Raw genomic sequence first — 23049 nt, forward strand, 5'->3', positions numbered from 1 at the left:
GGGCTAAAGAAGAATGAGAGGCGACCAGGATAAGGGCTTGTGACATATGACATTGCCGACCCAATCGGAATATGAGGCGCTTGCCGTCTTTCGCCACACGCTTAAGAAATTCATGGATTTCAGCACCTCGGCCGCTCAGGCGGCGGGCCTGCCGCCGCAGCAGCATCAGGCGCTTCTCGCCATCAAGGGCTTGCCGGCGGGCGAGGTCATGACGGTGGGGCTACTTGCGGAACGGTTGCTGATCGCGCCCCATTCGGCAACCGAGCTTGCCGGTCGTCTGTTAAGCGGCGGCCTCATCACGCGCGAACCAGACCCTGCCGATCGCCGCCGTCAGACGTTACAGCTGACGGAAAAGGCCGAGCAGATCATGGCGCATCTGAGCGCAATCCATCTCAAGGAAATCCGCGAAACGGCACCGCAGCTGATTGCCATATTGAGCGAGCTTGGAAACGTGGAGAAGACTTAGACGGAGACATGTCTGTCGCCCGGGGGCGCCGAGATCGGCCTGCGCCCCCGGGCTCTGATCAGGACAGATGATGCGGCTTCTGAAGGCCATAGACGGGCGTCTTCAACCCTACCTGCCGCGCCTTGAGCTGTAGCGACAGATATTGCGAATAGTGCCGCGATTGGTGCAGGTTACCGCCGTGGAACCACAGCGCCTGCTGTTGGGTCGGTTTCCACATGTTGCGCTGCTCGCCCTCCCAAGGGCCGGGATCCTTGGTGGTGTCGGAGCCGAGGCCCCAGCATTTGCCCACCTTTTCCGCCACCTCGCGCGAAATGAGATCAGCCGCCCAGCCATTCATCGAACCATAGCCGGTCGCATAGACCACCAGATCGGCGGGTAGCTCCGTGCCATCCTTCAGCACCACGGCGTTCTCCGTCAGATGCGAGACGTCGACACCGGATTTGAGCTTGATCGAGCCGTCGATCACGAGGTCACAGGCCCCGACATCAATGTAATAACCCGATCCACGCCGCAGATATTTCATAAACAGGCCCGATTCGTCATCGCCGAAATCGAGCATGAAGCCGGCTTTCTCCAGGGCGGCATAAAAATCGGCGTCCTGTTCGCGAATGCGGTCGTAAATCGGAACCTGAAACTCATGCATGATCCTGTAGGGCAGGGAGGCGAAGATGAGGTCGGCCTTGCGCGTTGTCATGCCGTTTGCCACTGCCCGCTCGGAATAGAGATCGCCGAGGCCGATATCCATCAGCGAGTCCGATTTGACGATATGGGTGGAGGACCGCTGCAGCATGGTGACATCGGCGCCCGCCTCCCAGAGCGCTGCGCAGATATCATGCGCCGAGTTGTTGGAGCCGATTACCACGACCTTCTTGCCGGCATAGGCGTCGGGGCCTGGATGCTGAGAGGAGTGCTGCTGTTCGCCCTTGAAGACATCCTGTCCGGGAAATTTCGGGATATTCGCCTTGCCCGACATGCCGGTCGCCAGTACCAGCTGTTTCGGCCGTAGCACGACCTCTTTGCCGGCGCGGTCGACAACCACCGTCCATTCGCCCGTCGCTTCGTCATATTGGGCCGACTTACAGGTGGTGGAGCCCCAATAATTCAGCTCCATGACCTTTGTATACATTTCCAGCCAGTCTCCCACCTTGTCCTTCGGCGTGAAGACCGGCCAGTTTTCCGGGAAGGGAATGTAGGGCAGGTGATCGTACCAGACGGGGTCATGCAGGCAGAGCGATTTGTAGCGCTTGCGCCAGCTGTCGCCGGGTCGCTCATTCTTTTCGATGATGATCGCCGGCACACCAAGCTGGCGAAGACGCGCGCCAAGCGCGATACCACCCTGTCCGCCGCCGATGATGACGACGTAGGGCTGCTCCGAATAGCCGAGTTCGGCGGCTTCGGCCTCGCGTTTTTCCTTCCAGGTCCGGCGGTTGCGGTCGTGGCCGTGTTCTGCGCCCATGGGCCGCCGGATACCCTTCGGCTCTTCATGGCCTTTCAGTTCACTCATGGTGGTGAGCAGGGTCCAGATCAGCCCATCCTTGAGGCGGATATGGCCGTAACCACGGGCAACTCCGGTCTCGAACTCGAACCAACCTTCGGTGACGCCATCGCCTTCCGAGGCTTGCTCCTTCACATCCTGCACCAAGCCCGAGGGTTTGATGGCGGAAAGTTGGCTCGTCAGCATGTCGCGGATCTGGTCTCGCCCTTCCAGCGTTTTCAGGTTCCAGGTGAAGGTTACGAGATCGCGCCAGTAACAATCGGCCTGAAACAGGTTGACGGCGGTGTCTATGTCTCCATTTTCCAGCGCATTGCCGAGCTTGGAAAGAACCGTGTCGATTTTGGTGGCGGGACTGACATCAAGCATATTCATCTCCTCCATGGTGCTTGGTCTGATCGTGGAGCGGCGAAGTCGCCGCCCCGAAAGCCAACGGCTCCCGCATACCGGGCTCCTCTTCCCGGCATGCGGAGGCGGAAAGCCTATTTCGAAAGATCGATCAGGATCTTCAGATGAGTGCCGGCGGGATCGAGCAGGGCATCGAAGCCCTCAGACACGGCCGTATCGAGCGTGATCCGCTTGGTAACGATCTTCGTCGCCGGTAGCAGGCCGGAGGCGATGAGTCGGATGACCCGCGGCCAATAATGGGTCGGATAGGCCCATGAGCCCTTGATCTCCAGGTCGCGGAATGTCACCTGGAACCAGTCGATCGGGTTTTCATGCGGATGCAGCCCGGTCTGTACGACGACGCCCTGTTTGCGCACCGCATCGACGCAGGCCTTGAGCGCATGTTCATTGCCTACGCATTCAATGGCAACATCACAGCCGACCTTGCCTTCCGTTGCCGCGCGCACGACATCACCGACATTGTCGCGCTTCGGGTTGATAGTGATGACGTCGGGGACGATGCTGCGGGCAAGCTCAAGGCGGGCATCATTGAGATCGGACACGAAGAGCTGGGCAGCGCCGGCCGCACGCGCGGCCAGAAGCGTGAGCATGCCGATCGGGCCGGCGCCCGTGACCAGAACGCTGTTGCCGGCGGTGACGCCGCCGCGGTCGCAGGCATAGACAGCAACCGCTGAGGGTTCAACGAGTGCGGCCTCTTCATCTGTCATCTCGTCGGGAATCTTCTGAACGTTATATTCGTTGACGAGTGCTGCCTGCGCCATGCCGCCGCCTTCCCAGCTGAGACCGACCAGCGCCAGCTGCGTGCTGAGATGGAAAAGGCCACGGTCGGCGAAATAGTCACCGGATCGCGGCATGATGAGCGGCTGGATCGAGACGCGATCACCGACGCCGACCGAGGTGACGCCTTCGCCGATGGCCTCCACGACACCGCCGAATTCGTGACCGAGAATTTGCGGGCCATGTGCGCCGGTAAAGGGGTGCGGTTCGGTGGGGATGAAGATCGGACCGTAACTATATTCATGCAGATCGGTGCCGCAGATGCCGACGAACCGGTTGCGGACGAGAACCTGCCCCGGCCCCGGCCGTTTCGGCTCGGGAATGTCTTCAACCCGCAGGTCCCTGGCTGCATGAAATCTGAGCGCGCGCATGTTTTCTCCTCGATGGCTCCTGATGCCAGAGAAGGTGCAATGCCCGTGCCAGCACGGTTTGCCGTGCTGGAAGCCTGAAATTGCGGGGTTCTACGAGAATGCCGGTTTTGTATGACGCCACAGCTGTGGCGCAACAGCCGTGGCATATGCCTCACCTGTTAGTGAGGTTTTCCGATGCCGAGGCGTCGCATTCGCCGGTGCATCGTCGTGCGATCGATGCCGAGCCGGCGTGCGGCCTCCGACACATTGCCGTTGCAGGCCGCCAGAAGCGCGCCGAGATCGGCCCCGCGACTGTCAATCATCGGGGCTGATGCGGTGGCGGCAAGATGATCGGGAAGGTCTTCCACCGTAATCACCCCGTCGTCGCAAAGGGCGGCGGCAAAGGCTATCGCATTGTCCAGCTCGCGGATATTGCCGGGCCAGCGATGGCCAAGGATCGACATCCTCGCTGCGTTGGAAAGTGTGAGAGGACGACCGGGCAGCCCATGTTTTTCCAGAATCTTATCGAGAAGCCAGGGGAAATCATCGCGCTCGTTTAGTGCGGGCAAGGTCAACACAGCCGCATTCAGACGGTAATAGAGGTCTTCGCGGAAATCTCCTGTCCGCACCATGTCGCTCAACGGGCGGTGCGATGCGGAAATCACCCTGAAATCCACCTTCTGAGGCGTGGCGCCACCGACAGGCAGGATTTCGCCTTCGGCCAATACGCGTAACAGCCGGCTTTGCGCCGCAAACGGCATGTCGCCGATTTCGTCGAGGAAAAGCGTCCCGCCCTGCGCTTCTTCCACCAGCCCTTTGCGTCCCTTCGCCAACGCGCCCGTGAAGGCCCCAGGCAGATAGCCAAACAATTCGCTTTCGATCAGCTGTTCGGGAATGGCGGCGCAGTTGACGGCGACGAAGCGGCCTGTAACACCGCTGGCGTCATGGATGATGCGTGCGAGATGTTCCTTGCCGGTTCCGGTCTGGCCCTGCAGAAGGATCGGCAGTTTCGCGGGCGCCAGTTTTTCCACCTTGCGTCTGAGGTTTCGAACCGCCGGCCCATCGCCGCCGATCTCTTTCATGACGGGCCGGGGCTTTGGACGGGCAAGCGGCACGGTCGACCGGCGTTGTTGCGGTTCGATCGCATGCGCATAAAGCACCGTGCCATCCTTCACGACAATGCGCCGCTCCCGCGGCAGGCTTGACCGGGTGAGAGAGGCAAGCTCATCAAAGCCGGCCTCGAAAAACTCCTCAACTCGCTCTCCGAGGAGACGTTCCGGCATGCGCCAGTCAAGCCCGTGCGATGCGGCGAGAAGGCGTGCGGCGGCATGCGTCATGCCCGTTATCCGGCCGGAGCCATCGACGGACAGAGCCGCTTCGGGGTCGACGTCCAGAAATTCGGGCGCGCCAGCAAAGCGCAGCACGAGATCATGACGGCTGCTGGCCATCAGATTTGCCAGTTCGATCCTTCGCACGGTCGAGGAAACCAGATGACGCGCCATGTTCTGGCTGGTCTTGAGGATAGGCGAACTTAGGAGTGAAATATCGAGTACGGCGGTGAGTGCGCCCTGGGTATCGTAGATCGGGGCGGCGGTACAGGAAAGCGGCGTATGCGTCACATCAAAATGATCGGTCTGGTGGATCGTCAGCGCTTCGCCGGTGGCGATGCAGGCGCCGACGGCGCAGGTGCCGGCGCGCGGTTCCGACCATTCCGAGCCCAGGTAAAGCCCGGCCTTGCGCAGATTGTTGTTGAATGACGGGTCGCCCAGAAACTCGACCGTCACCCCTTGCTGATCCGAAAGAAGAAGAACGTAATTCTGCTCGGCCACCTGCTGGTATAGCCGCTCCAGGCCGGAACGGGCGATGTGCACAAGGTCTTCCGCCCGCTGGCGATGTTCACGTAGGCATGTCTCGGAAACGATCACCGCTTCGCGGGCCTTGGCCGGATCAAGCTGATAGGTATCGAGACAACGCCGCCAGGATTCGAGCACCACCGCGTCGCGGCCGGTATTCCCGCCCCGTCGGACGCGCTCAATTTCCTTGATGTGATCGGAAAAACCCATAAACCACCGGCCCTCGACAGCCGCCTCCCGTGATTTTCCCAGCGATCATATCCAGTTTTATGAAGTCTGGCTAACCTCCCGGTGAATTTTTAGCGTATTGGCTCGATTGTGCTGGCAGCGACGCGGCCGAGTTGCGCCCGTGATGCGGGTCTCATCAACTGACGCCCTTCAGGGCGCGTGACCGCAAACGTCGCAGCCGAACCTCCATCTGCCTCTTTGCCTGAATGTCGCCACGCCTCACGGCCACCGCGATGCCTTCCACCCATGCCGCAATGGCGCCGTCGTCATCTCCCAGCCGTGCACGACATTCGCCGAGTTCGGCCCAGACCGCCGAATAGTCGGGATCCTGCCGGACGGCCTCCTGGAGATGAAAAGCGGCGTCTTCGAACTGCCCGGCCGCCTTGAGCGTCTTTGCGATTGAAAAGCGCAGGAGCGGGCTGTCCCGTCCGTCTTCCAGCATCCTCATGAGTTTTTCGATCATCATTATCCCGTTGCAATGGTGAAGCACCATGCAATCGGTACGACCTCAAGCGCGCTTGAGGTCAATCGGGATTTTGCGCGTTCACTTCGCCATGCGCCGCAATGCAACCGGGTCCCATATGTCGTCGAGCGGGCCTTCGAGAGCGGTTCGCGGGGGGATGAGCTTCGGTTCGATGATGGTGACTTCCGGCTCGGTCCGGTTCTCTTCCAGCAGTTCGAAACCCTTTTCGAGCATCTGCGCGATATCGGGCTTGATCATATAGACCGGGAAGGGAAGGAATGACGCGAACGGGTCGTAGTCGAAGCAGCCGACAACGATGTCGCCGAAGGCCTCACCGTCATGACGCCCCATGAAACGAAGCAGGCCTTCGAAATTTATCGATGAATTGACGAAGAAACAGCGGGGCAGGCGGCCCCTGCGCTCGAAGAAACGTTCGAATGCCAGCTCTGTCATATGCGGTGAATAACCGGTGATCTCGATATCGTCTCCGCTCTCCGCCCCGAAATAGGCGGCCTTGGCGGCATGGAAGCCGTCGATACGCTCGCGGCTGGCGTGGTCGTCATGACCGCCGAACAGGATGACGTCATCGGGACCGAGAGGCCCGTTTTTTTCCGCATGGGCAAGGATCGCCGATGTCAGTATTTCCGCGCCGTGCCTGTTGTCGGAAATGACCGAGGAGGCAAATTTGCCGGGCAGGTCGATATTGACATGCGGCAGCGCCGCGCGGGCGCAGACCTGGTGCACGCCATCTGGATCGGTCACGCCGGCAATGAAGAGCGCATCGATGGAATAGGCGATCAGGGTCTCGACGGTGCGCCGTTCCTCCTCGGGATCGCGTCGCCCGGAGACCACCATGGGCGACAGGCCGCGTTTGCGCGCCTGCCCCTCGAATGTCTGCGCCATCGAGGAGAAAAACCGGTTGTCATAAACGGGCACCAGAAGCCCGACGAGGCCGGATTTCGAACTTCTCAAACCGCGCGCCTGAAGATTGGTGGTGTAACGGTGCGCCTTGGCAAGCGAGAGAATTCTGTCGGCAGTCTCCTCCGAAATCCGCCGTTTGCGCCACGATCCGTTCAATACGGCGCTCACTGTCGAAGCCGACGCGCCCGACAATATCGACAAGTCATAAATGGTGGCTTTCTTGGAACTTATGCCCGTCACTGTGATCTCCCCAACTGATTCCGATTATTAGAGCACGCGTCCCCTTGACGGAAGGGAGCTTCATGATATGGTTATTGCACCATCGATTGTGCAGCTTGGCAATATCGATTGTGCAAGATGGTTGCTGTGGGAGTGGCAAGGGAGAGTCTCGAATAAGCGAGATGAGAAATTTTGAACGCGCCAGATGAAAAAATGGCTGCGGCGGGGTTTCGTTTGCCGATTTTTTGAGGAGGAACATCATGAAGAAAATTATTGCTGCAGCGGTCGGCCTGTCGCTCGCGTTGCTCTCGTCCACCGCCTTTGCCGAAGGGCCGAAGGTGGGCGTCGTCGTCAAGATCGGCGGCATTCCGTGGTTCAACGCCATGGAGGCTGGTATCAAGGAGCAGAGCAAGAAGCTCGGTGTCGACGGTTTCATGGTCGGCCCGACCAGCGCCGACCCGGCCCTGCAGGTCCGCGCCATCGAGGACCTGATCGCCCAGAAGGTCGATTTCATCGGTGTTGTACCGAATGATGCGAAGGTGCTGGAGCCGGTGCTGAAAAAAGCCCAGGCCGCCGGTATCAAGGTCATTACCCACGAATCGCCCAAGCAGCTCGGTGCTGACTGGGATTTCGAACTGGCATCCGCAAAGGGTTTCGGTGAGGCGCATGGCAAGCTCTTGGCGGAAAAGATGGGCGGCAAGGGCTCCTATGCTGTCTTCGTCGGTTCGCTCACTGTTCCGCTTCATAATGCCTGGGCGGACGCCGCCATCGCCTATATCAAGGCCAATTATCCGGACATGAAGCTCGTCGGCGATCGCTACGGCGTGGCGGAGGACCTCGACAAGAGCCGTTCGACGGCGCTTGACCTGATGTCCGCCAATGCTGACCTGAGCGGTTTCCTCGCCTTCGGTTCGCAGGGACCGATCGGAGCCGGGCGCGCCGTTGAAGAGCGGCGCAAGGATGGCAAGGTCTTCGTCATCGGCCCGTTCTCTCCGGGGCAGGGCGTCAAGCTCATCAAGTCGGGGGCGCTGACGGGCGGCTTCATGTGGAACCCGAAACAGGCCGGTGAAGTCTTCATCACCCTCGCCGATCGTATCGCCAAGGGCGAGACACCCAAGGCCGGCGACAATATCGAAGGTCTCGGCACCATCAATCCCGAGGGTAACACCATCGTCGTCGACCAGCTTTTGAAGATCGACAAGGAAAGCATCGACAAGCTCGTTTCCATGGGCCTCTGATCCTCCCCAAGGCCAAGGGCGTCGCGCGAGGTGTAATACTCGCGCGACGCCTCATCAGGAAAAACATGCCGAGCGCCACGTCTGCAATGCTGCCGCGGCGAAGGAGATTTACATTATCATGAGCGCAGAACCGCTCCTGTCCCTTAAAAATGTCAAAGTCACCTTCGGTGGTGTCCGCGCGCTGAAGGGTGTTTCTTTCGAGGTCAATCGGGGTGAAGTGCATTGCCTTGCCGGCGAAAATGGCTGCGGCAAAAGCACTCTGATCAAGGTCATAACGGGCGTTTACACGCCCCAAAGTGATGCTGAACTCTATTTCGACGGTAAGCCGATAGCCACGATGACCCCAACGCTTGCGCAATCGCTTGGCATTCAAGTGATCTGGCAGGATCTGGCGCTGTTCGATGAAATGACGGTGGCTGAAAATATCGGCTTCCAGTACGCGGTGAATGGAAAATACGGGCTGGTCGACAAGCGCGCCATCGAACAGGCTGCCGAAAAGGCGCTGGCGCGGCTCGGCGTCGAGATCGATCTTGATAAGCCGCTCAAGGAACTGCCCATCGCCCAGCGTCAGATCGTGGCGATTGCCCGCGCGCTGGTTGGGGAAGCGCGGCTCGTTTTCATGGACGAACCGACCGCGTCGCTCACGCAGTCGGAAACGGATCACCTGATCGACATCGTCCGCAACCTCTCCGCCTCCGGCGTTGCGGTTGTGTTCGTCTCGCACCGGCTGGCGGAAGTGCTCGAGATTTCAGACCGCATCACCGTGCTGCGGGACGGGTCACTCGTTGGCGTTTTCCCCGTCGAAGGCATGACCCAGTCTCGGGTGACCGAGCTGATGACCGGCCGCAATTTCGACAGCGCCGTCATTGCCGCCGATCACGATGACAAGCCCGTCGTTCTTTCTGTGCGCGGGCTGAGCCGGGCCGGCGAGTTCGAGGATGTTTCGTTCGATCTGCGGCGGGGAGAAACGCTCGGTATTACCGGCCTGCTTGGAGCCGGCCGTACGGAACTGGCTTTGACACTGTTCGGCATGCATCGGCCGCAATCGGGTGAAATCCTCATTGACGGCAAGAAGGTGGATTTTCATTCCAACCGCGATGCGATCCGGGCGGGCGTCGCCTATCTTTCCGAAGACCGGCTATCGCTTGGTCTCAACCAGCCGCAATCCATTGCTGACAATATGGTCATGGCTTCGCTCGACCGGCTGCTGAGCGGCGGCCTGATCTCACCGTCGAAAAAGGCCGATGTCGTTTCCCGCTGGATTTCGGCGCTCGGCGTCAAGATCGGCCTGCCGGAAGATCCGATCCGCACGCTTTCGGGCGGCAACCAGCAGCGTGTGGCGATTGCCAAGTGGCTGGCGATCGGACCGAAAATCCTCATCCTCGACGCGCCGACCGTTGGGGTCGATGTCGGCGCCCGCGCCGGCATCTTCGAAATCGTCCGCAAGCTCGCCGCAGAAGGTCTTTCGATCATCGTGATCTCCGACGAGCCGCCGGAAGTTTATTTCAATACAGACAGGGTCATCCACATGGTCGAAGGCCGGTTCCACGCCACCTATGATCCGCGATGCCTGTCGCTCACCGAACTGGAGGCCGCCATCTATGCGTAGGCTCATCCTCGGACATACAACCGAATTCACGCTGCTTGTGGTCATGGTGCTGCTCTGCACGGGACTGTCTTTCGCCACCGACCGGTTCCTCACCATCTCCAACGCTTTCGATGTGCTGAATGTCTCGGCGGTCAACATCATCTTCGCGGTCGGCCTGCTCGTGGTGCTGATCTCGGGCGGTATCGACATTTCCTTCGCGGTCGCAGCCTCCGTCGTCCAATATGTGACGGTGCTGGCGCTCAATGCGCTCGGCGGCGGCAACTGGGCGGAAGGTTTCATCATTGCCGGCGCGGTTGGCCTCGGTCTCGGTTTCGTCAACGCCTTCCTCGTCTGGCGGCTCAACATCATTTCCATCGTCGCGACCATTTCCACCTTCAACATCTTCTTCGGGCTGTTGATGTTCTTCACCAAGGGCGTGTCGATCTACGACCTGCCGGAATGGCTGTCGACGCGCGTGGTGTTTTACGAGCGTGAGATGTCCGATGGTTCCTGGGTCGAGTTGACGCTGCCGGTCGTGGTGATGATCCTTTGCTGCCTCGCCACCTGGTTCATGATTTCGCGCACCACTGTCGGCCGCAAGCTTTATGCCTTCGGCGACAATCCGGAGGGCGCTCGCCGCTTCGGCATCAATATTGGCGCCATGCACTACATTTCCTTCGGCTGGCTTGGCCTGATGGCGGGCATTGCCGGGCTCATGCAGGCGCATTATGCGCAGGAGGTGGTGCCGAACGCGCTTTATGGCCGCGAGCTGGATGTTCTTGCCGCAACCGTCCTCGGCGGCGCGCGGCTTGGCGGCGGCAAGGGCTCCGTCATCGGCTGCGTGCTCGGGGTGCTGATGGTGTCCATCACCCAGAACGGCCTCAACCTGATGGGCGTTTCTCCCTTTGCCTTCAAGATGATCGTCGGGGCCATCATCCTCATCGCCATCACGCTCTCTTCCACCCGGTTCGACAAGCTCCTGCCGAGCGCCTTACGGACATCCGCAAAGAAGGGGAGCGCACAGCGATGAACAGTCTCGTTCGGAAATTCAACGCGATTTTCGGTGCCGACATGGCCGGGCCAGTGATTGCCTTCATCGCGGTCATGCTCATCTTCGGAACCTTTGCCGATAACTTCCTCTCGCTCGCGACATTCGGTTCGGTCGCCTTCCAGCTGCCGGAACTCGGTCTCTTGACACTGGCGATGCTGCTGCCGCTTCTGACGGGCGGCATCAATCTGTCCGTCACCTTCGCCGCCAATCTGTCGGGTCTCGCCGCAGCCTGGGTGTTGCAGGCCCATGGCGGGGTGGATGCGCCGCCGAGCGCATTCCTGTTTGCCTGCCTTGCCGCACTAGCCACCGGCGGCGCTGCCGGAGCCATGACGGGGGCGGCGATTGCCTACACCCGCGCGCACCCCATTCTGGTGACGCTGTCGATGATGATCTTCCTGCGCGGCCTCGGCGAGTTTCTCACCCGTGGCGGAGACGTCTCCGGTTTCCCCGCCTATATGGCGCCGCTCGGTCACGGCACGCTTCTCGGTCTGCCGATCCCGCTTCTGATCTTTATCGTCTGCGTCGGCCTCTGGCATGTGCTGCTGACACGAACCAAGCTCGGCTTCGGGCTGTTGATGATCGGCTCGAACATCGAAGCCGCGCGTTATTCGGGCCTCAACACGCGCAAGATTCAGGTTCTCGTGTACACGCTCTCGGGTCTGATGTGTGCGGTTGCCGGCATCATCATGCTTGCCCGTTTTAATTCCGTCCGTGTCGGCCACGGGGAATCCTATCTGCTGATCACGGTGCTGGCGGCCTTTCTTGGCGGCATCAATCCGTTCGGCGGTTTCGGTCGTGTCCTGCCCGTCTTCGTCGCGCTCATCGTTCTGCAGCTTCTGTCATCCGGCCTCAATCTTCTCGGGGCCAATCAGCATCTGGCAACGGCGCTCTGGGGCGTGTTGATGATCGTCGTCATGGCGGCGCGCGGCCTGTTTTCAAGCTACTTCGCATCTCTCAGAAAGAAGGTATGACGTGAAAGGCTTCGGTGTTCACGCAATGATGTGGTCTCTCAAATGGGACCACGAAAACGCCAGACGGTCCATCGCCGCTGCCGCGGATTACGGTCAGGATTTCATCGAGATTCCACTTATCGATATCCCCTCCGTCGATGCAAAACACACACGCACCCTGCTGGAGAAATACGGCTTGCGCGCCGTCTGCTCGCTGGTGCTGCCGGAACCCGCCTGGGCGTCCGTACATCCCGATGCGGCAATCGACCATCTGAATGCCGCGCTCGACAAGGCTGCAGAAATGGGCGCGGAAGCGCTGACGGGTGTTACCTACGGCGGCACCAATGAGCGAACCGGATTTCCGCCGACACAGGGTGAATATGACAACCTGACAAGGGCGCTTTCGCGGGCTGCCGGCCACGCAAAAACACACGGCCTGCAATTCGGCATCGAGACCGTCAACCGTTACGAGAACCATCTGCTCAATTCCGCCGAACAGGCGGTGGCGCTGGTGGAGCGCATCGGCGCCGACAACGTCTTCATCCATCTCGATACCTTCCACATGAATATGGAGGAAAAGGGCATCGCCAATGGCATCATCGCCGCCCGCAACCATCTGAAATACATGCATATGTCGGAAAGCGACCGCGGTACGCCGGGTTGCGGCAATGTTGCCTGGGACGAGGTGTTTTCGGCGCTCGCAGCCATCGGCTTCAAGGGCGTGCTGACGCTCGAAAGTTTCGCCGCGATGCCCAGGGAGATGGCGGGCGCGATTTCGACCTGGCGGCCGGTTGCGCCCAGTGCCGATGAGGTTCTCGACAGGGGACTGTCATTCCTGCGCGACAAGGCAAACCAGTACCGCATTTTCTGAGAGTACTCATTATCGGGGCAAGCACCTTGAACACTATTGACGATAATGCCCGCGAGATTGCGGGCCTTGCCCTCCAGCGACTGGAAGGGTCAAAGGGCCGGCGTGTGATGATTGCGATTGCCGGCGCCCCCGGATCGGGAAAATCAACCATCGCCGAACGCGTGGTCGAGGCGTTGAACGCAGGCGACGGCGTATCGGCCGCACTGTTCCCGATGGATGGTTTTCATTATGACGATGCCGTTCTGGAAGAGATGAAGCGCCGTCCCTTCAAGGGCGCCATCGATACGTTCGATGCTCACGGCCTGCGCCATATGCTTGAGCGCCTGAAGGCCAATGAGGACGATGTCGTCGCCGTTCCCGTCTTTGACCGCGCCCTCGAGATCGCCCGCGCCGGTGGCCGCCTGATCCCGCAATCCGTCGATATCATCGTCTGCGAGGGCAATTATCTTCTCGCCGGCCAGTCGCCATGGGATCGTCTCAAGCCGATCTTCGATCTCACGATTTTCGTTGATGTCGACGAGGACGATCTGCGTGCTCGGCTGCGGGACCGCTGGCGGAGCTTCGGTCTCGGCGAGGGGGAGATCAACCGGAAGGTGGAGGAAAACGATCTCCCCAATGGCCGCTTCATCACATCCACAAGCACGGAGCCGGACCTTCGCATCGGAAATCCGGGAAGCACTCCCGCGTCCTGAACCTGCCTGAAGGGCTGCGCCTCCCCACCCAAAGTCAAGCGAAACAGAAAAGCGAAAGAGACCCCCATGAAACACGGCATCTATTACTCTTACTGGGAACATGAGTGGAGCGCCAAGTTCGGCCCCTATATCGAGAAGGTCGCCAGGCTCGGTTTCGATATCATCGAAGTCGCCGCCCACCACATCAATGAATACAGTGACGCCGAACTCGCCGTCATCAGGCAGAGCGCGAAGGATAACGGCATCATCCTCACCGCCGGCATCGGCCCTTCGAAAACGAAGAACCTGTCGTCGGAGGATGCTGCGGTTCGCGCAGCCGGCAAGGCGTTCTTTGAACGCACCCTTGCCAATGTCGCCAAGCTCGACATCCATACGATTGGCGGCGCGCTGCACTCCTACTGGCCAATCGACTATTCGCAGCCGGTCGACAAGGCGGGTGACTATGCGCGCGGCGTGGAAGGCATTCACGGCATTGCCGATTTCGCCAATGATCTCGGCATCAACCTGTGCATCGAAGTCCTCAACCGCTTCGAAAACCACGTACTCAACACGGCGGCCGAAGGCGTCGCTTTCGTCAAGGATGTCGGCAAGAACAACGTGAAAGTCATGCTGGATACCTTCCACATGAATATCGAGGAAGACAGTTTTGGCGAGGCCATCCGCACGGCCGGCCCGTTGCTGGGGCATTTCCATACCGGCGAGAGCAATCGCCGCGTACCGGGCAAGGGCAGGATGCCCTGGCACGAAATCGGCCTTGCCCTTCGCGATATCAATTACACCGGCGCGGTCGTCATGGAGCCGTTCGTCAAGACCGGCGGCACAATCGGCTCCGACATCAAGGTGTGGCGCGATCTCAGCGGCGGCGCCGACCTCGCGAAAATGGACGAGGATGCCCGCAATGCCCTGGCATTCTCCCGTTTCGTCCTTGGCGCCTGACGCCCCCTGAGCGCATTGACCGGGCGGCGGCCATCTGTCGCCCGGGCAGCCATTGCTATGTTTGCCCGCCATCGCCGAGTTGAAAAGACAACCGCTTGTGGGCTAAAGCACTGATGTCTTTTCAGGATCAAAACGATCCGCCCAAGACCATTGGTTTGCATGATCCCTGTCGCATTGCCCTCCGTCGAAGCGCTGCTTCTCCTTGCCTTCTTGATCGTCACGACCCTCATATGGATCGTCTGGACGCTCTCGCTGTTCGTGCGATATGTGGCAGGCCGCTGGAAACGCCTGATGATCCTGCCCTATGGGCTGGTAACCGCCGTCGCGCTTTTCACCCTCTTTTGGTTCGGTGATTTTTATCTCCAGATGCGCGCCTATGACAAAGAGAGGGCGGCAAGCCATCGGCCGGAACTGCTAGAGCCGGCACGCCTTGGCCAGATCGACATGCCCAAGGGCACGAAACTCGAACTGGCCATTGCCAACGACAGGGAAGCCTTCGACCGGGCCGTGTTTCCGCATCCCGTGCGGGTGGCGGATATCGATGCCGTCGAAATCGCCCGTTATATCGCGAAAAAAACCAACGAGAATTACGAAACGGTGGGCTTTACCCCGCAGACCATGCGGATTACCGGCAACGGCGTGACCAACCAGAGCGCCTGGCGCTGCGACGCGACGCAACCGGTGGAGTTCGATCTTTCGCCTGATGGCGGCATCTCCGCCTTCAGCAATTGCACTCTTTCCGACGGCAATGTTGTTGACGGCATCACCGTGCCGAAAGGCACGTCCCTGCGCGCCTCCACCGGCAATGTCTATACCGATGGCTTCGTCGATTCCGATCGATGGGTTCTCGATACGGCTCAGGACCAGACCGTTCACATCGACAGTTTCGATCTTTTCGAAGCAACGCTTGCCCTTGATGGCGAGCGAAAACTCCACGAAATCAAAAGAGGTGTCCTGTCGAAAGACGCAACGCTCGGGACGCTTCACCATGCCGCCGGAAGCAATATTCGTTATAATCCCCGGCATCTTCGCAAGGATTATCCCGGCGCGTGGTTGATAATCCCGCCCCTGCCGGTTGCCGATGCTCCACCGGTTCCGTCGCATGGTATCGTGCAGGGCAGGGACGGAAAGCTTCTGTCCTCCGCCGCTGACTGATTGCACGAGGGTCACCGTAAAACGGAAGCGAGAAATTCGCGTGTGCGGTCTTCTTTCGGCTGGCCGAAAATCTCGTCTGGTTTCCCCTGTTCGCAGATGCGGCCCTTGTCGAAGAAACAGACGCGGTCCGAGACTTCCCGGGCAAAACGCATTTCATGGGTGACAAGAAGCATCGTCAGGTCATGCTCATGAGCCAGATCGCGGATGACGGACAGCACTTCGCCGACCAGTTGCGGGTCTAGCGCCGAGGTCGGCTCATCGAAAAGCAGAACACGCGGACGCATGGCAAGCGAACGGGCAATGGCGACGCGCTGCTGCTGCCCGCCGGAAAGCTGCACCGGATAATGATCCTTCTTGTCCGCCAGCCCGACCATCTTCAGCAATTCGACTGCGCGCGCCTCCGCCTCTGCGCGGCTGATGCCCAGAACCCGCACCGGCGCTTCCACGATATTGCGAAGGACGGTCATATGGGGAAAGAGATTGAAGCTCTGGAAGACCATGCCGACGTGGTTGCGGATCTGGCGCAGATGTTTTTCCGAGGCCTTGAAAGGTCCTTTGCCGCCTGGCTCATGGTAGGACATGTCGGCAAGGGTCAGCTTTCCCTCCTGGAACGGCTCCAGCGTCATGAGAATGCGCAGAACCGTTGATTTGCCGGAGCCGGAAGGACCGATGAGGGTGACTTTTTCGCCCTTCGCCACGCTGAAATTGAACTGGTCGAGCACCGTCAGAATGCCGAAGCGTTTCGTGACATCGGAAAATTCGATCAGTGGCTGGTTGGTGTTGTTGGTCATCGCAAGGGTATTCCTGCTTTTGGAAGCGCCCTTTGCAGGCGGCTGAGGCCTGCCGAGCAGATTATGGTCAGAAGGAGGAAGATCAGGCCCACAAGCGTCAGCGGCACCAGATATTCGAAGGTGCGCTCGCCGATCATATTGGCAAGGCCCATCATTTCCAGAACCGTGACGACGGAAAGCACCGGCGTTTCCTTGATCATGGCGACGAGATAGTTGCCCATGGCCGGGACGATGCGCGGAATGGCCTGCGGGATGATGATATCCCTGTAGGTCTGCATGCGTGTGAGATTAAGCGCCGTCGCCGCTTCCCATTGCCCGTGATGCACCGCCTCGATGCCGCCGCGATAGACCTCGGACGTATAGGCGGCATATTGCAGGCCGAGCGCCAGCGCGCCGGTGAGAAATGCCGGCAGAACAATGCCGAAATCCGGAAGCACGTAATAGAGAAAGAACAGCTGCACCAAAAGCGGCGTATCGCGCAGGAATTCGACAATCAGCGCGGTCGGCCAGGAGATCATCCTGACGCGGCTGCGGCGCAGCAGCGCGAAGACGAGCCCCAGAACCAGCGCAATGGCAAAACCGGCGGCGGCGGCCTTCAGCGTCACCGTAAGCCCGATCAGGATGATGGGCAGGATGGAGGTCGTGTAGGTGAGCCAGGTGGTCGTGTCCCATTCGTAACCATACATCATGAGCCGATATCCTTACGAATGGCGGGTGCGCGGGAAGACGTTGCCGCGCCGCACGAAGCGTTCGATCACCCGGATGACGACCATCAGGATCAGCGACATCGCGAAATAACAAAGCAGCGTGATCGAATAGATGCTGGCGCTATCCAGCGTCAGGTTGCGGATCGACTGCGCCGCGAAAGTGAGGTCGGCAATCGAGATCAGCGACACGAGCGAGGAAAGCTTCAGCGTTTCGATGGCGAGATTGCCGAAGGCCGGCATCATCTCGACAACGGCCTGCGGCAGCGAGATGCGAAACAGCGTCTGCAGCCGTGTGAAGTTCAGCGCTCGTGCGGCTTCGAGCTGCTGCACCGAAACGGAAGACAGCGCGCCGCGCACAATCTCGGCGCCATAACCGCCGGCATGGGCGGCAAGCACCAGCACGCCGGTGGTGATCGGGTCGAAGCTCAGCCCGACCAGCGGCAGCGCGTAATAGAACCAGAAAAGCTGCACCAGCAGCGAGGTGCCGCGGAACACTTCCGTGTAACATAGCGCGATGGTCGACAGGATCGGTCCACCCTCGACGCGCAGAATGCCGAAGAAAAAGGCGAGCACCGTGCCGACGACAAGGGCTGCGAGCGTAATCGTCATGGTGACGACGGCGCCTTGCCACAACATCGGCAGATAGGCGGTCATGTCCATCTGGCGTTTTCCCGAATTCCCGAGGAACGGCGCCCGGTCATGGCCGGGCGCCGGCTGGCATTATTTGCCGGCGCAGAGATCGGCGACCTTCTTTTCGGCCGCCGCCGCGATACTCTGTTCAGACAGGCCGTATTTTGCGAGGATTTTCTTGTAATCGTCGGTCTTGCGGAATTCGACGAGCGCTGCGTTGAAGGCGTCACGCAGCTCCTTGTCTTCCGGCCGGAAAGCGAAACCGCCGTAATTGCGCACCGGCGCATCCTTCACGACGGGGTCGGTGAAAGGCTCGACCTGCTCGACATTGGCCTGCCCCTTGGCGAGTTCCGAAACAGTCAGCTCCGTCGCTGCATAAGCATCGGCGCGGCTCTGGACGGTCGGAATGGCATCGGCGTTGGCCGGGATGAAGACGATCTGTTCTTCCTTGACGCCGACCGCCCGCAGGAAGTCGACATTATTGGCGCCCGACACGACGGCCACCTTCAACGAGGGGTCCTTGGCGATATCGGCATAGGTGGTGAGCTTTTTCGGGTTGCCCTTCTTCACCAGCAGGCCTTCGCCATAGGACGAGTTCGGTTCGGTGAAGGCGACCTGCTTGCAGCGCTCGGGCGAGATGTTCTGTTCGGCGGCTGCAAAATCGAAGCGACGGGCTTTGAGGCCGGGGATCAGCGTGCCGAATGGGGTCACCGTCCAGTTGACCTCTTCGATACCCATCGATTTCAGAACCGCATTGGCCACATCGGGGCCGATGCCGGCGGAGGTGCCGTCTGGCTGCATGTAGGAATAGGGGACTTCATTGGCTGTGGCGGCGCGGATATAGCCTTGGCTTTTGACTTCCTCGACTGTCAGGGCGCTGGCGGACGTCATGCCGATGGTAAGCGCGAGGGCGGAAAGCCCGGCAAGTCTGGTAATGTGCATGTTCTTACTCCTCTGGTTGGGTTACGTGGTCCGTTTTCGGATCTCACGATGATTTTTGGCTAGGTATTCTCCGTGACCGTGGCGATGACGGAAAGGCAGTCGCCGGCCTTGATGAGGCCGGGAACATGGCGCGCGGCAAGCACGCCATTGATAGAGGCGCGGTAATCGACCGGCGCGAGGCCGGTTTTGCCGACGGGATAAACCCGGGCGATTGTTTCACCCGCCGTGACCGCGTCTCCCAGATCGCGGACAAAGGCGACAAGCCCGTCGTCTTCGGCAAAGGTGAAGCAATCGCTGGATGGCATGTCCAGCCAGCGGCTTGGCGCAGGCGCCGGTGCGCCGGCGAGGATGCCGGCATGGCGCAGCAGATTGACGGTGCCTTTGCGGGCAATGTCGATCGATCTTGCGCTCGCCGTGCCGGCTCCGCCGAGTTCGGTGGTGACGAAGACCTTGCCCATCTCCTCGACTGTCGTGTCGAGCATGCCGACGGCATCGATTTCCAGCATCTTCATCGAATAGGGGGCAGCAAAAGCCGCCACCGCTTCAAAACACCGGGCCTCCTGCGTCTTGTCGGGCAATTCGTGGGCTGCGGCATAAGGCAGGAAATCAAGCGTCCTGCCGCCGGAATGGAAATCGAGAACGATATCCGCAAGCGGTATCAGATAGCGGGTCACGTAGTCGGCGATCTTCTCCGTCACCGTGCCGTCAGGGCGGCCGGGAAAACTGCGGTTCAGGTTTCCCCGGTCGATGGGTGAGGTGCGTGTTCCCGCTCGGAAGGCGGGATAGTTGAGCGCCGGCACGATGATGACGCGCCCGTTCACGTCTGCCGGATCGAGCGTGTGGGCGAGTTCGAAGAGTGCTGCCGGTCCCTCATATTCGTCGCCATGATTGGCGCCGGTCAAAAGGGCTGTCGGCCCTTCGCCATTGGCGATGACGCAGATCGGGATCATCACCGAACCCCAGGCGCTGTCATCGCGGCTGTATGGCAGCCGCAGATGACCGTGCTGCACGCCCTTCGCGTCAAAATCGACGGAGGGCGTGATCGGTGAGGGGCGAAGCGCGGTCTTCAACATCGTCTCAGCCTTTCACGAAGAGTTGCCGCGGCACATTGGAAAGGCATTCGACACCGGTTTCAGTGATGGCGATGCTTTCGGTGATTTCGAGGCCCATGTCTTCCAGCCAGAGGCCGGTCATGAAATGGAATGTCATGCCGGGTTTCAGCTCCGTGCGGTCGCCCGGGCGAAGGCTCATGGTGCGCTCGCCCCAGTCCGGCGGATAGGACAGGCCGATGGGATAGCCGGTGCGGTTGTCCTTGATGATCCCGTATTTTTTCAGGACGGCGAAAAAGGCATTGGCGATGTCCTCGCAGCTGTTGCCCGGTTTCGCTGCGGAAAGACCGGCTTCCATGCCTTCAAGCGTTGCTTTTTCCGCATCGAGAAATGCCTGTGTCGGCTTTCCGAGAAAGACGGTGCGCGACAGCGGGCAATGATAACGGCGGTAAGCACCGGCGATTTCGAAGAAAGTACCTTCGCCTGAGCGCATCGGCTTATCGTCCCATGTCAGATGTGGCGCGGACGCGTCTGCACCCGAAGGAAGCAGCGGCACGATGGCGGGATAGTCTCCGCCGAATTCGGCGGTTCCACGAATGCCGGCATCGTATATTTCGGCCACGAGATCGCATTTGCGCATGCCCGGCTCAACGACATCGACAATACGCTTGTGCATCAGCTCGACGATCTTGCCGGCCTTGCGCATATAGTCGAGTTCAGTCGGGCTCTTCACCGCGCGCTGCCAGTTCACGAGACCGGCGGCATCCTTGAAACGGGCGTTCGGCAGATGTTTCTGCAGAGACGCGAAGGCGGCTGCCGAGAAATAATAATTATCCATCTCAACGCCGACTGTCAGGCTGGACCAGCCGCGCTCCTCTATGATCTGCGACAACAGATCCATCGGGTGCCGTTCGGTCGATTGAACGTAGTGATCCGGATAGCCGATGATATTGTCCTGGGCGAGATAGGCTGTGCGCCTGGCGCCGTTGGCATCCTGCTTGCGGCCGTACCAGATCGGCTCGCCCTCCGGCGGCACCAGCACGCATTGATGCACATAGAAGGACCAGCCGTCATAGCCGGTCAGCCAATGCATGTTGGACGGGTCGGTGACGACAAGCAGGTCGATGCCCGCCTTTTCCATGGCATTGCGGGTTTTGGACAGGCGCGCGGCATATTCCTCGCGCGTAAAGTTCAGCGTTACGCTCACGCTGCGTCTCCCATTTTTACGCTGTTTTCGATGGTTTGACCGCTCTTGGCTTCCCTTGCGCGGGCAAAGGCGAGATTGGCGATGGCGGTGTCCTGCACGCCGGTGCCGGTCAGATCGGCAAAGGTGATGTCCTTGCTCGATACGCGGCCCTGTACCTTGCCGGCAATGACACCCCCAAGTTCGGCGGAGTGTTGATCCGACGCGGCGCGCCCGGCGGCGATGGCGTGATGCAACTCACCGAGAATGCGGGTTTGCGATATGCGGTCCGCGACATAGCGCGCTCTGGCGAATACGGCTGGATCGATTTCGTTCTTGTGTTCGGCATCCGATCCCATGGCTGTCAGATGCTGGCCTTCTTCCAGCCAGTCGGCAAAGAGGATCGGCTTTTCGGCGGGTGTCGTTGTCACGATGATATCGGCGCCCCGCGTGGCGGCCTGCGGATCGGCCATGGCGGTGACTTCGATGGCGTGTTCGCTGGCGAAATCGCCCGCAAGTCTCTTGGCCTTGTCATGGTCGCGCGCCCATATCCGCGCCGATCTGATCGGGCGCACCAGCATCAGGGCTTCAAGCTGCAAACGTGCCTGCATGCCCGCCCCGAAGATCGCGGCGACGGAAGCGTCCTTGCGGGCCAGATGCCGCGCCGTAACAGCACCGGCCGCGGCGGTCCGCACATCGGTAAGATAGCCGTTATCGAGGAGAAGGGCCTCCACCAGTCCGGTCTTTGCGCTGAAGAGGATCATCAGGCCATTGAGGCTGGGCAGACCGAGTTTCGGATTGTCGAAGAAACCGGGGCTGACCTTGATGGCGAAACCGTCGAAACCCGGCACATAGGCCGTCTTCACATCCACTTCGCCACGAAACTCGGGGATATCGAGCCGCAGGATCGGCGGCATGGCAACGGCTTGCGTTGCGAGCGCCGCAAAGGCCCGCTCCACGCAATCGACAGCGGAAAGGTCGAGCTTCACGACAGCCCGCAGGTCTTTTTCGGTCAGGATGGTGATGCGGCTCATGCGGCTCCCCCATCGATGATCGTTCTGTGGACCGCCGGATCGATATTTCCGCCCGACACGATGATGGCGGTCGGGCCGCTGATGTCGATCTTGCCGGACAGGATGGCAGCGAAACCGACGGCGCCCGCACCCTCCACCGTCGAACCTTCTTCGCGCGCCGCATGGCGGATGCCGGCTGCGATCTCGTCTTCGGAAACCAGCACGATCTCATCGAGAAGCGCCTGGCAAAGCACGAATGTCACACGGTTCTCCAGGCCAATCCCGCCGCCCAGCGAATCCGCCAGCGTTTCTTCCTCCCGGACGGCGACGGGCCGGCCGGCTGCGACCGACGCCTGCATGGCCGCACCCCGCTCCATGGAAATGCCGATGACCCGTACCCGTGGTTTCAGCGCCTTGACCGCAACGGCGATACCGCCCGCAAGCCCACCGCCGGAAAGAGGGACAAGCACCGTCGCCAATCCCGGCATGTCTTCGACAACCTCGAGACCGATCGTGCCCTGGCCGGCCACGACGTCAGCATCATCGAATGGTGGGATTGCGGTCAGGCCACGGCTTGCAGTCAGGCGCTCTGCTTCCTCCTGCGCGTCATCCTGCGACCTGCCGACGATCCGAATCTCCGCACCGAGCGCGCGGATCGCCTCAACCTTGTTCGCCGGTACGAGTGCCGACATGCAGATCGTGGCGGGAATTCCGAGCTTGCGGGCCGCATAGGCCACGGCGCGGCCGTGATTGCCTGTCGAGGCGGTGACGAGGCCGCGCCTGCGCGCCTCCTCGTCAAGCGAGAGGATAGCGTTCATCGCGCCGCGCAGTTTGAAGGCGCCGATGGGCTGAAGGGTTTCAAGTTTGAGATGAACGGGATGACCACAGCGTTCGGACAGATTGTCCGAGCGAACAAGCGGTGTTCGCTCCACCTGTCCGGCAAGCCGCACCGCCGCCCGCTCTATCGCGGCCAGTGAGACCGGAAGCGGGTTTTTATCGGCGGATATGGACAGGTTTTCGCTCTTCATGATTGTCATGTTGAGAGCGAAGTAAAATCATGTCAATTATTATATTGT

The 23049-nt window shown here is 60.3% G+C and carries 22 protein-coding genes; 9 read left to right on the plus strand and 13 right to left on the minus strand.

Translation table 11 applies throughout. The features are described from left to right. Positions 1-46: 46 nt before the first annotated feature. A complete protein-coding gene (locus ACIK7D_RS14810; protein ID WP_080818899.1) occupies positions 47-466 on the plus strand; it encodes a MarR family winged helix-turn-helix transcriptional regulator in 420 nt (139 codons plus the stop codon). Between the two features lie 58 nt (positions 467-524). Here ACIK7D_RS14810 and ACIK7D_RS14815 read toward each other — a convergent pair whose 3' ends face one another. The 5 genes from ACIK7D_RS14815 to ACIK7D_RS14835 all read right to left on the minus strand — a co-directional run bounded on the left by ACIK7D_RS14815 (position 525) and on the right by ACIK7D_RS14835 (position 7198). Next, on the minus strand, positions 525-2327 hold the full coding sequence (locus ACIK7D_RS14815; protein WP_174046672.1) for an NAD(P)/FAD-dependent oxidoreductase: 1803 nt from the start codon (positions 2325-2327) through the stop codon (positions 525-527). Between the two features lie 113 nt (positions 2328-2440). After that, positions 2441-3514 (minus strand): 2,3-butanediol dehydrogenase, encoded by a 1074-nt coding sequence (locus ACIK7D_RS14820; protein WP_003505729.1) that lies wholly within the window; start codon positions 3512-3514, stop codon positions 2441-2443. A 158-nt stretch (positions 3515-3672) separates the two neighbouring features. Beyond that, positions 3673-5556: a sigma-54-dependent Fis family transcriptional regulator gene (locus tag ACIK7D_RS14825; protein WP_080818898.1), complete on the minus strand. Its 1884-nt coding sequence runs from the start codon at positions 5554-5556 to the stop codon at positions 3673-3675. A gap of 154 nt (positions 5557-5710) precedes the next feature. Further along, positions 5711-6037: a tetratricopeptide repeat protein gene (locus ACIK7D_RS14830; protein ID WP_080820923.1), complete on the minus strand. Its 327-nt coding sequence runs from the start codon at positions 6035-6037 to the stop codon at positions 5711-5713. An 81-nt stretch (positions 6038-6118) separates the two neighbouring features. Then, positions 6119-7198, minus strand: a complete 1080-nt coding sequence (locus tag ACIK7D_RS14835) for a LacI family DNA-binding transcriptional regulator (RefSeq protein ID WP_135397728.1) — start codon at positions 7196-7198, stop codon at positions 6119-6121. A gap of 239 nt (positions 7199-7437) precedes the next feature. Here ACIK7D_RS14835 and ACIK7D_RS14840 point away from each other — a divergent pair, with 239 nt between their 5' ends. The 8 genes from ACIK7D_RS14840 to ACIK7D_RS14875 all read left to right on the plus strand — a co-directional run bounded on the left by ACIK7D_RS14840 (position 7438) and on the right by ACIK7D_RS14875 (position 15658). Then, positions 7438-8415, plus strand: a complete 978-nt coding sequence (locus ACIK7D_RS14840; RefSeq protein ID WP_400156655.1) for a substrate-binding domain-containing protein — start codon at positions 7438-7440, stop codon at positions 8413-8415. Positions 8416-8533: 118 nt separating this feature from the next. Then, the gene (locus ACIK7D_RS14845) at positions 8534-10024 is read left to right on the plus strand and encodes a sugar ABC transporter ATP-binding protein (RefSeq protein ID WP_400156656.1); all 1491 of its coding nucleotides are present in this window, start codon (positions 8534-8536) and stop codon (positions 10022-10024) included. Further along, positions 10017-11033 (plus strand): ABC transporter permease, encoded by a 1017-nt coding sequence (locus ACIK7D_RS14850; RefSeq protein ID WP_065657734.1) that lies wholly within the window; start codon positions 10017-10019, stop codon positions 11031-11033. The genes ACIK7D_RS14845 and ACIK7D_RS14850 overlap by 8 nt, the downstream gene beginning before the upstream one ends. Beyond that, the gene (locus ACIK7D_RS14855; protein ID WP_080818895.1) at positions 11030-12025 is read left to right on the plus strand and encodes an ABC transporter permease; all 996 of its coding nucleotides are present in this window, start codon (positions 11030-11032) and stop codon (positions 12023-12025) included. Before ACIK7D_RS14850 ends, ACIK7D_RS14855 begins: the two co-directional genes overlap by 4 nt. 1 nt (position 12026) lies before the next feature. Next, positions 12027-12875: a sugar phosphate isomerase/epimerase family protein gene (locus tag ACIK7D_RS14860; RefSeq protein WP_400156657.1), complete on the plus strand. Its 849-nt coding sequence runs from the start codon at positions 12027-12029 to the stop codon at positions 12873-12875. Between the two features lie 26 nt (positions 12876-12901). After that, positions 12902-13567 (plus strand): nucleoside triphosphate hydrolase, encoded by a 666-nt coding sequence (locus tag ACIK7D_RS14865; RefSeq protein WP_400156658.1) that lies wholly within the window; start codon positions 12902-12904, stop codon positions 13565-13567. A gap of 66 nt (positions 13568-13633) precedes the next feature. Further along, on the plus strand, positions 13634-14503 hold the full coding sequence (locus ACIK7D_RS14870; RefSeq protein ID WP_400156659.1) for a sugar phosphate isomerase/epimerase family protein: 870 nt from the start codon (positions 13634-13636) through the stop codon (positions 14501-14503). A gap of 159 nt (positions 14504-14662) precedes the next feature. Next, complete coding sequence (locus tag ACIK7D_RS14875) at positions 14663-15658, plus strand: hypothetical protein (protein WP_400156660.1); 996 nt, start codon at positions 14663-14665, stop codon at positions 15656-15658. Positions 15659-15669: 11 nt separating this feature from the next. On the opposite strand, the gene ehuA is transcribed toward ACIK7D_RS14875, so the two are convergent. Genes ehuA through eutB form a run of 8 tightly spaced genes read right to left on the minus strand, consistent with a single transcriptional unit; the run spans position 15670 to position 23010 of the window. Further along, positions 15670-16449, minus strand: coding sequence for an ectoine/hydroxyectoine ABC transporter ATP-binding protein EhuA (gene ehuA, locus ACIK7D_RS14880; protein ID WP_400156661.1), 780 nt, complete (start codon positions 16447-16449; stop codon positions 15670-15672). Continuing rightward, complete coding sequence (ehuD, locus tag ACIK7D_RS14885) at positions 16446-17138, minus strand: ectoine/hydroxyectoine ABC transporter permease subunit EhuD (protein WP_262530603.1); 693 nt, start codon at positions 17136-17138, stop codon at positions 16446-16448. The genes ehuA and ehuD overlap by 4 nt, the downstream gene beginning before the upstream one ends. Positions 17139-17150: 12 nt before the next feature. Next, positions 17151-17816 (minus strand): ectoine/hydroxyectoine ABC transporter permease subunit EhuC, encoded by a 666-nt coding sequence (ehuC, locus tag ACIK7D_RS14890; protein WP_080818889.1) that lies wholly within the window; start codon positions 17814-17816, stop codon positions 17151-17153. Positions 17817-17876: 60 nt separating this feature from the next. Continuing rightward, entirely contained in the window at positions 17877-18728 is an 852-nt protein-coding gene (gene ehuB / locus ACIK7D_RS14895; RefSeq protein WP_080818888.1) for an ectoine/hydroxyectoine ABC transporter substrate-binding protein EhuB, read from the minus strand. Between the two features lie 59 nt (positions 18729-18787). Then, a complete protein-coding gene (gene doeB / locus ACIK7D_RS14900) occupies positions 18788-19801 on the minus strand; it encodes a N(2)-acetyl-L-2,4-diaminobutanoate deacetylase DoeB (RefSeq protein ID WP_080818887.1) in 1014 nt (337 codons plus the stop codon). A gap of 4 nt (positions 19802-19805) precedes the next feature. Then, positions 19806-20984, minus strand: coding sequence for an ectoine hydrolase DoeA (gene doeA / locus ACIK7D_RS14905; RefSeq protein WP_400156662.1), 1179 nt, complete (start codon positions 20982-20984; stop codon positions 19806-19808). Beyond that, positions 20981-21994: an ectoine utilization protein EutC gene (eutC, locus tag ACIK7D_RS14910; protein WP_080818885.1), complete on the minus strand. Its 1014-nt coding sequence runs from the start codon at positions 21992-21994 to the stop codon at positions 20981-20983. Before eutC ends, doeA begins: the two co-directional genes overlap by 4 nt. Then, entirely contained in the window at positions 21991-23010 is a 1020-nt protein-coding gene (eutB, locus tag ACIK7D_RS14915; RefSeq protein ID WP_400156663.1) for a hydroxyectoine utilization dehydratase EutB, read from the minus strand. Before eutB ends, eutC begins: the two co-directional genes overlap by 4 nt. Positions 23011-23049 lie beyond the last annotated feature (39 nt).

Source organism: Agrobacterium sp. P15N1-A (assembly GCF_044626815.1).
GTDB lineage: Bacteria > Pseudomonadota > Alphaproteobacteria > Rhizobiales > Rhizobiaceae > Agrobacterium > Agrobacterium leguminum.

Excerpts from the sequence above, each read along its gene's own strand:
- ehuC (WP_080818889.1), bottom strand. The coding sequence starts at position 17,816 with ATGGACATGACCGCCTATCTGCCGATGTTGTGGCAAGGCGCCGTCGTC.
- ACIK7D_RS14830 (WP_080820923.1), bottom strand. The coding sequence starts at position 6,037 with ATGATCGAAAAACTCATGAGGATGCTGGAAGACGGACGGGACAGCCCG.
- ehuD (WP_262530603.1), bottom strand. The coding sequence starts at position 17,138 with ATGATGTATGGTTACGAATGGGACACGACCACCTGGCTCACCTACACG.
- ACIK7D_RS14840 (WP_400156655.1), top strand. The coding sequence starts at position 7,438 with ATGAAGAAAATTATTGCTGCAGCGGTCGGCCTGTCGCTCGCGTTGCTC.
- ehuB (WP_080818888.1), bottom strand. The coding sequence starts at position 18,728 with ATGCACATTACCAGACTTGCCGGGCTTTCCGCCCTCGCGCTTACCATC.
- ehuA (WP_400156661.1), bottom strand. The coding sequence starts at position 16,449 with ATGACCAACAACACCAACCAGCCACTGATCGAATTTTCCGATGTCACG.
- ACIK7D_RS14875 (WP_400156660.1), top strand. The coding sequence starts at position 14,663 with ATGATCCCTGTCGCATTGCCCTCCGTCGAAGCGCTGCTTCTCCTTGCC.
- ACIK7D_RS14855 (WP_080818895.1), top strand. The coding sequence starts at position 11,030 with ATGAACAGTCTCGTTCGGAAATTCAACGCGATTTTCGGTGCCGACATG.
- eutB (WP_400156663.1), bottom strand. The coding sequence starts at position 23,010 with ATGACAATCATGAAGAGCGAAAACCTGTCCATATCCGCCGATAAAAAC.
- doeB (WP_080818887.1), bottom strand. The coding sequence starts at position 19,801 with ATGTTGAAGACCGCGCTTCGCCCCTCACCGATCACGCCCTCCGTCGAT.
- ACIK7D_RS14810 (WP_080818899.1), top strand. The coding sequence starts at position 47 with ATGACATTGCCGACCCAATCGGAATATGAGGCGCTTGCCGTCTTTCGC.
- eutC (WP_080818885.1), bottom strand. The coding sequence starts at position 21,994 with ATGAGCCGCATCACCATCCTGACCGAAAAAGACCTGCGGGCTGTCGTG.
- ACIK7D_RS14820 (WP_003505729.1), bottom strand. The coding sequence starts at position 3,514 with ATGCGCGCGCTCAGATTTCATGCAGCCAGGGACCTGCGGGTTGAAGAC.
- ACIK7D_RS14845 (WP_400156656.1), top strand. The coding sequence starts at position 8,534 with ATGAGCGCAGAACCGCTCCTGTCCCTTAAAAATGTCAAAGTCACCTTC.
- ACIK7D_RS14850 (WP_065657734.1), top strand. The coding sequence starts at position 10,017 with ATGCGTAGGCTCATCCTCGGACATACAACCGAATTCACGCTGCTTGTG.
- ACIK7D_RS14825 (WP_080818898.1), bottom strand. The coding sequence starts at position 5,556 with ATGGGTTTTTCCGATCACATCAAGGAAATTGAGCGCGTCCGACGGGGC.
- ACIK7D_RS14815 (WP_174046672.1), bottom strand. The coding sequence starts at position 2,327 with ATGCTTGATGTCAGTCCCGCCACCAAAATCGACACGGTTCTTTCCAAG.
- ACIK7D_RS14870 (WP_400156659.1), top strand. The coding sequence starts at position 13,634 with ATGAAACACGGCATCTATTACTCTTACTGGGAACATGAGTGGAGCGCC.